The 12,096-nt window shown below is 53.1% G+C and carries 12 protein-coding genes and 1 other RNA gene; 9 read left to right on the forward strand and 4 right to left on the reverse strand.

The genetic code is table 11. The features are described 5' to 3' along the window. The first annotated feature begins 368 nt into the window (after window positions 1-368). From secG to ssrA, 5 genes are all read left to right on the forward strand, one after another. On the forward strand, window positions 369-605 hold the full coding sequence (secG, locus tag GC56T3_RS02555; protein WP_013144265.1) for a preprotein translocase subunit SecG: 237 nt from the start codon (window positions 369-371) through the stop codon (window positions 603-605). 74 nt (window positions 606-679) lie between these two features. Then, window positions 680-1,420: a carboxylesterase gene (gene estA / locus GC56T3_RS02560; RefSeq protein ID WP_011232515.1), complete on the forward strand. Its 741-nt coding sequence runs from the start codon at window positions 680-682 to the stop codon at window positions 1,418-1,420. A 22-nt stretch (window positions 1,421-1,442) separates the two neighbouring features. Then, window positions 1,443-3,719: a ribonuclease R gene (gene rnr / locus GC56T3_RS02565; protein ID WP_013144267.1), complete on the forward strand. Its 2,277-nt coding sequence runs from the start codon at window positions 1,443-1,445 to the stop codon at window positions 3,717-3,719. A gap of 81 nt (window positions 3,720-3,800) precedes the next feature. Continuing rightward, window positions 3,801-4,268 (forward strand): SsrA-binding protein SmpB, encoded by a 468-nt coding sequence (smpB, locus tag GC56T3_RS02570; protein ID WP_013144268.1) that lies wholly within the window; start codon window positions 3,801-3,803, stop codon window positions 4,266-4,268. Window positions 4,269-4,633: 365 nt separating this feature from the next. Continuing rightward, window positions 4,634-4,985, forward strand: a transfer-messenger RNA (tmRNA) gene (gene ssrA, locus GC56T3_RS18255). Window positions 4,986-5,176: 191 nt separating this feature from the next. On the opposite strand, the gene GC56T3_RS02575 is transcribed toward ssrA, so the two are convergent. From GC56T3_RS02575 to GC56T3_RS02585, 3 genes are all read right to left on the reverse strand, one after another. Further along, entirely contained in the window at window positions 5,177-5,626 is a 450-nt protein-coding gene (locus GC56T3_RS02575; RefSeq protein WP_013144269.1) for a staygreen family protein, read from the reverse strand. A gap of 168 nt (window positions 5,627-5,794) precedes the next feature. Next, a complete protein-coding gene (locus GC56T3_RS02580; RefSeq protein ID WP_013144270.1) occupies window positions 5,795-6,220 on the reverse strand; it encodes a DUF6114 domain-containing protein in 426 nt (141 codons plus the stop codon). Between the two features lie 21 nt (window positions 6,221-6,241). Beyond that, on the reverse strand, window positions 6,242-6,832 hold the full coding sequence (locus GC56T3_RS02585; protein ID WP_011232510.1) for a DUF6230 family protein: 591 nt from the start codon (window positions 6,830-6,832) through the stop codon (window positions 6,242-6,244). Between the two features lie 227 nt (window positions 6,833-7,059). Here GC56T3_RS02585 and GC56T3_RS02590 point away from each other — a divergent pair, with 227 nt between their 5' ends. The 4 genes from GC56T3_RS02590 (at window position 7,060) to GC56T3_RS02605 (ending at window position 11,032) form a co-directional block, all read left to right on the forward strand. Continuing rightward, entirely contained in the window at window positions 7,060-8,235 is a 1,176-nt protein-coding gene (locus GC56T3_RS02590; RefSeq protein WP_013144271.1) for a response regulator transcription factor, read from the forward strand. 125 nt (window positions 8,236-8,360) lie between these two features. After that, window positions 8,361-9,731: a PepSY domain-containing protein gene (locus GC56T3_RS02595; protein WP_013144272.1), complete on the forward strand. Its 1,371-nt coding sequence runs from the start codon at window positions 8,361-8,363 to the stop codon at window positions 9,729-9,731. 144 nt (window positions 9,732-9,875) lie between these two features. After that, the gene (locus GC56T3_RS02600) at window positions 9,876-10,112 is read left to right on the forward strand and encodes a YuzF family protein (protein ID WP_013144273.1); all 237 of its coding nucleotides are present in this window, start codon (window positions 9,876-9,878) and stop codon (window positions 10,110-10,112) included. A 20-nt stretch (window positions 10,113-10,132) separates the two neighbouring features. Then, the gene (locus GC56T3_RS02605) at window positions 10,133-11,032 is read left to right on the forward strand and encodes a manganese catalase family protein (protein ID WP_011232506.1); all 900 of its coding nucleotides are present in this window, start codon (window positions 10,133-10,135) and stop codon (window positions 11,030-11,032) included. A 127-nt stretch (window positions 11,033-11,159) separates the two neighbouring features. Here the strand turns inward: GC56T3_RS02605 and GC56T3_RS02610 are convergent, their stop codons facing one another. Then, a complete protein-coding gene (locus tag GC56T3_RS02610) occupies window positions 11,160-12,074 on the reverse strand; it encodes a LysR family transcriptional regulator (protein ID WP_013144274.1) in 915 nt (304 codons plus the stop codon). Window positions 12,075-12,096 lie beyond the last annotated feature (22 nt).

The raw sequence follows: 12,096 nt of genomic DNA on the forward strand, positions 1-12,096 counted from the left end.
TTTTGGCGAAATGCCGCTGATTTGCTCGTGACAGCCGTTTTTCACCGGCCTTCTAGAAAAGACAGGAAATGTAGTCTTTCCTTTAACATCGTTCCATTCTTTCGCTGCCTCCAGGCCGATCAGATCAGGTCAGATACGTTGCGATTTTTGCCAGGCATTCGTCAATGATTTCATCGATTTCCTCCATTTGAGCATCTTCTGGCTTGTATTTTTTTAAAACTTTTAGATGAGGGGCTTTCCAATCTAATGTTTCACAAAAAAGAGAATCTGTTCCTTTCGTTGTGTTGAGACAGGCCCGCCAGTTGCCGCCAACGGCGATCTATGGTATAGTGAAATTATTGCAACGTCGGTCGTTGGAGGTGTCAGGCATGCATGCCTTGCTTGTGACGCTGCTTGTCATTGTGTCGATCGCGCTGATCGCAGTTGTCTTGCTGCAGTCGGGCCGCAGCGCCGGGCTGTCGGGGGCGATCACCGGCGGCGCCGAGCAATTGTTCGGGAAGCAGAAAGCCCGTGGGCTCGATGCGGTGTTTCAGCGCGTCACGGTCGTGTTGGCCGTCTTGTTTTTCGTATTGACGATCTTGGTTACGTACGTACAGCCATCATAAGTCAAACATGGGGCGGTCCATAGAATGAAGGGCTGCCCTTTCTATTTCACACTAGAGAGGAAGGAGAACCTATGATGAAAATTGTTCCGCCGAAGCCGTTTTTCTTTGAAGCCGGGGAGCGGGCGGTGCTGCTTTTGCATGGGTTCACCGGCAACTCCGCAGATGTCCGGATGCTCGGACGCTTTCTCGAATCAAAAGGCTACACGTGCCATGCGCCGATTTACAAAGGGCATGGCGTGCCGCCGGAAGAGCTCGTTCACACCGGACCGGATGATTGGTGGCAAGACGTCATGAACGGCTATCAGTTTTTGAAAAACAAAGGCTACGAAAAAATTGCCGTGGCTGGATTGTCTCTTGGAGGCGTATTTTCTCTCAAATTAGGCTACACTGTACCTATACAAGGCATTGTGACGATGTGCGCGCCGATGTACATCAAAAGCGAAGAAACGATGTACGAAGGCGTGCTCGAGTATGCGCGCGAGTATAAAAAGCGGGAAGGAAAATCAGAAGAACAGATCGAACAGGAAATGGAACGGTTCAAACAAACGCCGATGAAGACGTTGAAAGCCTTGCAAGAACTCATTGCCGATGTGCGCGCCCACCTTGATTTGGTTTATGCACCGACGTTCGTCGTCCAAGCGCGCCATGATGAGATGATCAATCCAGACAGCGCGAACATCATTTATAACGAAATTGAATCGCCGGTCAAACAAATCAAATGGTATGAGCAATCAGGCCATGTGATTACGCTTGATCAAGAAAAAGATCAGCTGCATGAAGATATTTATGCATTTCTTGAATCGTTAGATTGGTAATGGAGAAAGGAGGGGATGGCCAATGGATCATATGTTGGCCGAACGCATTTTAACGTTTATGCGCGATGAGGCGTACAAACCGCTGACCGTTGAGGAACTGGAGGAAGCGTTTGGGATTGCGGATGCTGAGGAGTTTAAAACGTTTGTCAAAACGCTTGTCGCCATGGAAGAGGAAGGTCTTGTCGTCCGTACGCGCAGCAACCGCTACGGCGTGCCTGAGCGGATGAATCTCGTGCGCGGCAAGGTGATTGGCCACCCGAAAGGATTCGCGTTTGTCACACCGGAGGAGCCGGGACTGGATGATATTTTCATCCCGCCGTCCGAATTGAAAAACGCGATGCATGGCGACACGGTGCTTGTGCGCGTCCAAGCCGATTCATCCGGGGCGCGCCGCGAAGGAACGATCGTCCGCATTTTGGAGCGCGGGGTGAAAGAGGTCGTCGGCACGTACACGGAAAGCAAATATTTCGGCTTTGTCATCCCGGATGACAAACGGATCGTCAATGACATTTTCATCCCGAAAAACGCGGCGAACGGCGCGGTCGAAGGGCATAAAGTCGTCGTCCGGCTCACCTCGTACCCGGAAGGACGAATGAGCGCTGAAGGGGAAGTCGTGCAAATTCTCGGTCATAAAAACGACCCGGGCGTCGACATTTTGGCGATCATCTATAAATACGGCCTTCCGCTTCAATTTCCAGAAGACGTGATCGAGCACGCCAACCGGGTGCCGGACGTCATTACGGAGAAAGACTTGGAAGGGCGCCGCGATTTGCGCGGCGAGATGATCGTCACGATTGACGGGGAAGATGCGAAGGATTTGGATGACGCGGTGACCGTGACGAAGCTGGAAAACGGCAACTATAAGCTCGGCGTTCATATCGCCGATGTCAGCTACTATGTTGAGGAAGGCTCGCCTATTGACCGCGAGGCGTATGAACGCGGCACGAGCGTTTATTTGGTTGACCGCGTTATCCCGATGATCCCGCATCGGCTGTCGAACGGCATTTGCTCGCTCAACCCGAAAGTCGATCGGCTGACGCTCTCGTGCGAAATGGAAATCACCCCGCAAGGAGAAGTCGTCCGCCATGAAATTTTCCCAAGCGTCATCCGCACGGCGGAACGGATGACGTATTCCGATGTCAATAAAATTCTCGTTGACAAAGACGAAGCCTTGCGGGAAAAATATGGGCCGCTTGTGCCGATGTTTGAGCTGATGGCTGAGCTTGCTGACATTTTGCGGGCGAAGCGGATGAAGCGCGGGGCGATTGATTTCGATTTTAAGGAGGCGAAGGTGCTTGTCGATGAAAACGGCAAGCCGTACGATGTCGTCTTGCGCGAGCGGTCGGTCGCTGAGCAGTTGATTGAAGAGTTTATGCTGGCGGCGAACGAAACGGTGGCTGAGCATTTCCATTGGTTGAACGTGCCATTTATTTACCGTGTTCACGAGGATCCGAAGCCGGAAAAACTGCAGCGCTTTTTAGAGTTCATCACGAACTTCGGCTATGTCGTGAAAGGAACGGGCAACCAAATCCATCCGCGCGCCCTCCAGCAAATTCTCGAAGCGGTGCGCGGCGAGCCGGAAGAAATGGTGATCTCGACCGTCATGCTTCGGTCGATGAAACAGGCGCGCTATGACGCCGAGAGCCTCGGCCATTACGGCCTGTCGACCGAGTTTTACACCCATTTTACGTCACCGATCCGCCGCTACCCGGATTTGATCGTCCATCGGTTGATCCGGACGTATCTCATTAACGGCCAGATGGATCTTGACACCCAGCAAAAATGGGCGGAAAAGCTGCCTGAAATTGCGGAACACGCTTCCGATATGGAGCGGCGCGCCGTTGAGGCGGAGCGGGAGACGGACGATCTGAAGAAAACCGAGTTTATGGAAGACAAAATCGAGATGGAGTTTGACGGCATTATCAGCTCGGTGACGAACTTCGGCTTGTTCGTTGAGCTGCCGAACACGATCGAAGGCTTGGTGCACGTCAGCTACTTAACGGACGACTATTACCGCTACGACGAACGCCACTACGCGTTGATCGGCGAACGGACCGGGAAAATGTACCGCATCGGCGATGAAATCACCGTCCGCGTCATCAACGTGAACAAAGACGAACGGATCGTCGATTTTGAAGTCGTCGGCATGAAGGGACGCCGTCCGCCGAAAGCGAAAGCCGCTCCGGTCGTCATTGAAGGGAAAAAGCAAAAGAAAGGAAAAGCGAAGGCGGAGCCGAAAGCGCAAAGCGGCTCAAACCGCAGCGCGAAGCCGAAAAAGAAGAAAAAGAAAAAACGGTGAGGAAAAGCCGAACGGGCGGCTTTTCCTTCTTTTTCGTTTTTGGTAAAATAAGAAACGCTACGATGAGGAGGGGGAAAACGGATGCCGAAAGGCGAAGGAAAAGTGATCGCCCAAAACAAAAAAGCGCACCACGACTATTTCATCGAAGAGACGTATGAAGCCGGCCTTGTGCTGCAAGGGACGGAAATCAAATCGATCCGCAACGGCCGGGTGAATTTGAAAGATTCGTTCGCCAAAGTGGAAAAAGGGGAAGTGTTTCTCCATAACATGCATATCAGCCCGTACGAACAAGGCAACCGCTACAACCATGATCCGCTTCGGACGAGAAAGCTCCTTTTGCACCGCCGCGAAATCAACAAGCTGATCGGCTACACGAAAGAGCAAGGGTATACGCTCGTGCCGCTCAAATTGTATATCAAGAACGGCTTTGCCAAAGTGGAGCTCGGGGTGGCCAAAGGAAAGAAAAAATACGACAAACGGGAAGACATGAAGCGGAAAGAAGCGCAGCGCGAAATCGAGCGGGCGTTCCGCGAGCGGCAAAAACTATAGAGGGTTGGTGATTCAAAGAAAAAACGGGAGATCCCAATTCTTTTTCTATTAGAAAAACCCTGTTGGATCGACATGCCTTTCTCGTCCAGCGCCGCCGATCTGGGTGCAAAACCCGTTTTTCACCAGCCTTATAGGGAGTGGGTGGTGTATGGGAAAAACAGTTCTCAATCGAATCTTCTCAAGTGGAGAAGCATTGAAACATCGGCTCTTCTTTCCTGGCGAACTCCATCGCTTTGGCAAAAATGACCGTTTTTCACCGGGATTGAAAACATTCCCATTGAAAATGCGCATCGCCATGGTATAATAAATCATGCAACAGCCAGTTATCCATGGCTTAAGCTGTTCCGGTCTTTCTTCGCCACCGCGGGGACGATCCGGATTCGACAGGGGTAGGTCGAGCTTAAGCGGCGAGCCGAGGGGGACGTCCTCGTAAAAACGTCACCTAAAGATAACTGGCAAACAAAACTACGCTTTAGCTGCCTAATTGCTGCAGCTAGCTCCTCCCGCCATCGCCCGCGTGGCGTTCGAGGGGCTCATATGAAGCGGGCTACGCCCAAATCCGCCGCCTGAGGATGAGGGAAGAGACGAACCAGGCTAGCCGCCGGGAGGCCTGTCGGTAGGCGGAACGGACGGCGAAGCGAAATATACCGACTACGCTCGTAGATGCTTAAGTGGCGATGCCTCTGGACGTGGGTTCGACTCCCACCGTCTCCATTTCCAACATCCAAACCGATGGAACATAGCAAAACCTTGGTGCGGCCGCGTTGGCGGTCGTTTTTGTTTTTGCGGAGTTCCAATGTGGCTCACGTGTCGGGCCGTTTCCGCAACCAACCATCGTCGGTTGCCCCGTCACCTGAAAGCCGATGAGGTGTTTGTGAATCTTGCGCAGAACGTGCAAAAAGAAAGAGTCAACGATACATATAGGGGATTCCGTACGTCTCTGTTCGGTTCAGTTCTGGGTATTCGGAAGTGAAATGAACCAAAATCGGACTGCCATCGCAGGAAGGGAAATGACGGAAAAAGTGCCGGTCTCCGTAGCGAATGGCTTCTAGCGCCAAGGGCAATTCCTTTTCGAATACTTGCTTTCTGCGGATGTTTTCTTCCTTGCCCATCTGCTTGCTGCCGACAAACACATAAATGAACAAGGCGAGATGTTGCCCTGCCTGTTTCCATTCTCCCAATACTTCATCGCGCATGGCATTGAGCCGTGTGGTCGCGAACGAGCGGCCGATCGCTAAATAGAGGTCTCCCGTCGCATCGGAGTGAGTTAACGTATACATTCGTCCGATGAGCGGGAACGTATGGGTGGTTCCGGCGGCGAACTGGGTGTGTAGCCGGTCGATAGAAAGGTGTTTCATGGCGGTCCCTCCTTCTTTCATCTTGTTCTGCAGCGATGATGGGCCCATAATATGAATATGCGCCTCGTTTGTTCATGATGAATGGATTCGTGATCGGGAAAAAGAGATAAAAAAGAAGGCCGAACGAGCGAATCTTTCGCTTCGTTCGGCCGAGCGATCGGCGCCTTGTTAGTCGGTTGCGGCGGATGGCTCTTTGTCTGCCGCTGCTTCACGATGAGCGGCAGGAGTGTCGGCTTCGGCCCATTGCGGGCGCCAGGCGATGCAAAGCGCCCCGCCGATGATGCCGAGAATCGTGCCGACTAAGAAGCCGCCCAAGGCGCCCATGATCGACAGAATGGCACTGAACATACCGATGATGCCGAGCAAGGTGGATAGCCGCGGCATGGCGTAGGAAAGAATCCCCATCAACATGACCATGCCGCCAAGGAAAAAGCCGGCGAACACCATGCTTCCGGGAACGAGAGAAATTTCGTATAGCTGCATCGGAATCCATAAAATCACAAGGCTTGATAACAAGAGAAACGTCGCCCCCCAAAACGGGCGGCGTTTCCGCCAGCGACCGAACGCCTGCCAGCTAGAACGAATGATGCCCAATGTTTCTCATCCTTACTGAAATTAGTTGAGTTTTTCAAAGTACACTTTCATGCCCGGCAGCGACACTTTTTGCTGGAATAAGTAGACGGTTTTGATATCACCGTTTTCGATCGTAATGCTGTCGGCTCCTTGTGTGAATTCTTTGGCCGCTTTCTCGACTGGGTTGCTGGTATCGCCGACATAGCTTTCTTTCATCGTCAAGCTGCCGAAGGAGATGTTGCCGTTGATTTGCGTCGCTTTTTGCACGAGGCCGTCAATGGAGACAGGCTCGCTCGCGACAATGACGACGCGAATGCCCAAGGCCGGGAAGTCTTTCGAAATCCGAAGACCTTGAATCGTCGCTTTATCCATTTCATTGACGAAGACCGGCGTCTGCGGCGCATTGCCTGCTTCCGCCACGCCGCCGTACATTTTAAACCCGCTGCCATTCAGTTTGTCAAATTGAACGGTAAATTCGCCGACCCCGCTGATTGGTACGGCATAGGCGACGCCTGTCAGCCCGAAGATCGACAGCAAGGCTCCGAGAAGCAGGAACCCTCCCAACAGTGCGGCGATCAGCGGCTTTTTCGCTGTACGCCCCCCAATGATGACCGGTTTTGTTGCCATTTCCATGGCGTTTCTCCTCCCCCTTTTTTTGAATGATAAGCGCTGTAAGCGCTTTAGTAAATCTGTTTAAATTTTATGACAATTATATGTTCCATTAAATCCCTATGTTTGTCGGATTTTTTAAGTGCTCTTGGACAACCGTGACGGGCAAAAGAAGGAATTGGCCGATCGAATTAAGAAAGTAGATGATCAAAGTAGTCGATAACTAGCGGGGATGCGGGGGGAGGATGGGGATGTCGAAGGAATTAAATGATCATTTGCTTCGTTTGCTTCATGAAGCGGCCGACATCTTGCATAGGTATGCGGCGGAATTGAACCGGGAATGGAAGCGGATCGGCGAAGCGCTTGGCAAGCGGAATGCGCGGGTTCAAGAGGTGTTTTCCACGCTGTGCGCATTCGTTCAGGCAAGATTGCTCCCGTACGGGGGCGAACATCCAGCGAATGGGCATCTCGAACGCATTGCGGCGTTTCATCCGGAGATGATCATATTTTCCCTGAATTTAATGGAAAATACGGTTCATCAAGTGTTGAAGGCGCATGCATCAGCAGCCGCTGCGCTGCACCCAGCCGTGCGGTATTTGTTTTTTAAATGGAATGAATGGTTGTTGTATGAAGTGAATGAGCAATCATTCAAAATCGGCGGCGATTCCTCGTGGAAAAAAGAATCCTTGTGGAAAGACGCCGTCATTTTGTTCAACGAATGGATTTTGCGGGCGCAGACGTTTGAGGAATCGGCGGCGCATATTTGTTTTGGTTTTTCCTATTTTCTTCCTTTCAGCCGCTGCGCTCTGTTTCAATTTGTCAATCAGGAGAGCACAGCCATCGGTCTGCACGGGCATGGCGTGGACAACGGGCAAATTCAGCGCTTGCGCGTGGAATTGGACAGCATTCCGATGTTGAAAGAAAGTGTGGGAAAATTGAAAGCGGAAGTGCATGAATTTCGCCATTTTCGTCCGATTTATGTGCCGAGGGCGAGCGAACAGTTTCCGCGCCTGTATGTGGACCCGTTCGGTTTGGCCTCGCTGGTGATCGTTCCGGTGTATGTGCCGACGGAAGGGAGGATGATTGGAGGCGTCGTTCTCGACCGCGGACCGGGCCGCTTCTTTGCCGTTGACCGCCGCCTGTTTCCCGCGCTGATGAAATTTGGCCAAAGCGCGGGGGAGTTGCTGTTGAAATGGATCAAGGCGCCAAAAAAAGAATGGGAAGGGATGGCGGAATCCTTGTCGCCAAGAGAAATTGAGATTTTGAAGCTGCTCGCCGACGGAGCCTCGACATTGGAAGCGGCCTGTCAGCTTTATTTGAGCGAATTTACGGTGCGCGACTACATTTCCAGCGCCTTAAGGAAACTCAACGCGAAAAATCGGACGGAAGCGGTGGCAAAAGCGCTGCGTCTTGGGTTGATTGGATGACGAGGCGGACTGGTCTGTCCGGCCGTTTCATTTCACCCCATTTTCGCCGATTGCTCACCGTTTGGACACAGTTTTGTTCTATACTGCCTACTGAAAAACATGAAAACATGGCAGGGGGGAAAACTGTGGAACAAACGGTGAAGGCGGCGGACAAACAGCGGCCGATGTATGCGGCGGTCTGGAGGTGGCATTTCTATGCCGGGATCATCTTTGCGCCGTTTCTGATCATTTTGGCGTTGAGCGGGGCCGTCTATTTGTTTAAGCCGCAGATCGAATCGGCTCTGTACGGCCATTTGTACGAGGTGGACAAGGTTGGGGAAAAAAGGCTGTCTCTCGTTGAGCTGACGGAACGGGTCAAGGAGAAATATCCGCATGATTCCGTTGTCTCTGTGACGCTTGAGAAAGAAGCGAATCGGACCGTGAAAATCGGGATGATGGACAAAGGAGAAATGGTGTTTGCCTTTGTCAATCCGTATACCGGGGAGATTCAAGGGACATTGCGCGCGGATGAGAATTGGACGGAAATCGCGAAAAAAATCCACAGCGAGCTATTGATTGGCGGAACGGCAGCCAACCGTTTTGTAGAGCTGGCGGCTTGTTGGGGCTTTATTTTGTTGGCCACGGGCCTCTATCTTTGGTGGCCGCGGCAATCATTCTCTGTTCTCGGGACGTTTTGGCCGCGCTGGCGGGCGAAAAAACGGTTGGCTTGGCGCGATTGGCATGCAGTGACAGGCATATGGTTGAGCATCGGCATTTTGCTGCTCATTGTGACAGGGATGCCGTGGACAGGGGTCATGGGGGAGGTCATCAACCGGGTGGCGACGGCGACAAACACCGGGTATCCGCCGTTTGCGTTCAGCTTCGGACCGAAGCCGGAATCGAAAGTGGTCACCAAAGAAGTGGCGCAAGACGTGCCATGGGCGGCTGAACAACTGCCTGTGCCTTCTGTTCGCAAGCGCAAGGCGGCCCCGCTTTCGCTCGATGAGGTGTATGCGATCGCGGAGGCGAAAAAGGTGAAAAAGCCGTTCACCATTTCGCTGCCGCAAGGGGAAAAAGGGGTGTTTACCGTTGCGACATCGAAGACGAAGCCGTGGGATAACGCCACCTTGCATATTGACCAATATTCGGGACGGGTTCTGAGCGATGTCCGCTTTTCCGACTACGGCGCATTGGCCAAAGCGATTACGATTGGCATCGCGTTCCATGAAGGGCGGTTGTTTGGGCTGGCCAATCAGCTCGTCAATCTCGTTTTTTGCCTCGGGCTTGTGTTTTTGTGCGTCAGCGGCTTTGTCATGTGGCGCAAGCGCAAGCCGAAAGACGGTTTCGGCGCTCCGGCGCGGGTGAAGGATCCTCAAGCGGCGAAAACGGTGTGGGGCGGCATGATCGCCGCGGCGGTCGTGATGCCTCTATTTGCTTTGTCGCTCGCCGCGATTTGGCTGTTTGATCGTTTTGTTGTGCAAAAGATTCCGAGCATTCGCCGCTTTCTAGCGGCGTAAACATCTTTGGAAGCGGCTTGAATGTCCTTGAGCATCAGGCCGCTTTCTTTTCTCGACGTTGGGTTTTTTTGTCATGTTCTGCATGGGGCGGCATATGGATAAAAAGGGAATCTTCTTCAGCGCATCAAAAGGGAGGAAATGAGAATGAACCAGCCCTACGCGTCCCATGCTTCGTCACCGCAGCTCATTGCCCTGGTTGACCCGTATGTGTACCACGCTTTCCAAGCTTTGAACGGCAAAGAAGTGGTGGTGGAAACAGTCCGCGGTTCGATCCAAGGAACTGTGAGGGATGTGAAGCCGGACCATATCGTCATCTCGGCGCATCAGGCGGTTTATTACATCCGCTTGGCGCAAGTGGTGTCTGTTCGCCTCAGCAATTAATGGAGAGGAGGAAAAGAGTCGTGGTATTTCAGCGGATCGACCGGCTGGCGATCGAATTGCCGAAGCCGAAGTACGCGGACCCCAATGCGGCTGCCGCTGTCCAGGAGCTGCTTGGCGGCCGTTTCGGAGAAATGTCGACGTTAAACAATTATTTGTTTCAGTCATTCAATTTTCGGCAAAAAAAGAAGCTGCGCCCGTTTTACGAGTTGGTGGCGAGCATCACCGCCGAAGAGTTTGGCCATGTGGAGCTCGTGTCCAATGCGATCAACCTTTGCTTGACCGGCTCCACCCATCCGGGTGATCCGGATACAGCGCCGATGAAGGATGCGAAAGACAAGCGCAATACGTATCATTTTATCGCGACGGCGCAGACGGCGTTTCCCGGCGATTCGATGGGGAAGGCGTGGACGGGGGAGTACGTGTTCAACAGCGGCAACTTGATTTTGGATTTGCTTCACAACTTTTTCCTTGAATGCGGAGCGCGCACGCATAAAATGCGCGTCTATGAAATGACGGACCACCCTACCGCCCGCGAGATGATCGGCTACTTGCTTGTGCGCGGGGGCGTTCATATTTTGGCGTACGCCAAAGCGATCGAAGTGGCTACGGGGGTCGATGTGACGAAACTGCTGCCGATCCCGAAGTTGGATAACCGTGTGTTCGACGAGGCGAGAAAGTATGAGGATCAAGGCGTCCACCGCCGGCTTTATACGTTCAGCGATCGCTATTACAAAGAAATCGTCCGCATTTGGCAAGGAACCCATCCAAGCGATGGACAGCCGCTCGAGGTGGTCGAAGGAGCGCCCCAAGGGGGGGCGATCCCCGATTTGGACGAAGTGCCGGAAGAATTCGCCCCCGGGATTTCGGCCGAAGATTTTTTCGAAATCGCCAAGCGGCTGCAGCGGTCGGCAGGGTTGTGATGAGGCGCCCAACGGCGCCTGATTTTTTTTGGAAAGCCGGTCGTTGAACAAAAAGTGCGGCGCAACGAAGAGATGACGCCAATGTTGTTTTTTCCCTTCACTTGAGCGTCCACGATTGGAGGAATCGCTATCTTTCTTCATGTTGTCCGCCGGCGGCGCGGGCGGCAACGGTTTGGAGCACGTCGAGGAATGTTCGGGCGCTTTTCGGCAAATACCGTTGTCGGTCGAGGATGGCGGCGGCTTCCGCTGTCATCGAAGAGTCGATGATCTCCAGCACCTTGATGCCAGGGAGGCGAAACAAGGCTACGGTGGATTGCGGCACAATGGTGGCCCCGAGGCCTTGGGCGACAAGGGAGAGCAATATGGTCGCGTCCGGGCATTCGCATAGAACGTTCGGTTCAAAGCCATGGCGGCGGCATTCCTCGATGACCCGCTCGTACTGTCCGGCGCCGTGCACCCGGTGGAGAAGGAGAAGCGGCCAATCCGCAAAATCGCGCATGCATAATGAGGGTTGGCCGGTTTTCCATTGCGCCGGCAACACGCCGACATAACGTTCGCCGGGCAGACGGATGACGTCGTAATCAGCCGAGTCGATCGGCAGGCGGACGATGCCGATGTCAATGCGCCGCTCGTAAAGCAGCTGACAAATGGAAAATGTATCTCCTTCACGGAGATGAAAGGTCACGTTCGGAGCTTGTTCATGGAAGCGACGGATTGCTTGGGCCAAATAGTAAAAGCACGATTTAACGCAGCCGATCGACAGCGTTCCCGCCGTTCCCTCTTCGATGTCTTTTACTTCCGCTACGGCGTCATCAAGCTGGGCGAGCAGCCGTTTCGCCTTTTCGTAAAACGCTTTGCCCGGTGCGGTGAGCTCCATTTTTTTCGCCTTCCGGTCAAATAAAGGAACGCCGAGCTCTTCTTCGAGCTGCTTCAGCTGCTGGCTGAGCGGCGGCTGGGCGATATGAAGCTTTTGCGCCGCTTTCGTGATTTGCCCCTCTTCGGCAATCGTGACGAAGTATTTCAGCTGCTTCACATCGATCATGGCCGTGCCTCCTCTCTTGCTT

It is taken from the genome of Geobacillus sp. C56-T3 (assembly GCF_000092445.1).
Lineage (GTDB): Bacteria > Bacillota > Bacilli > Bacillales > Anoxybacillaceae > Geobacillus > Geobacillus thermoleovorans.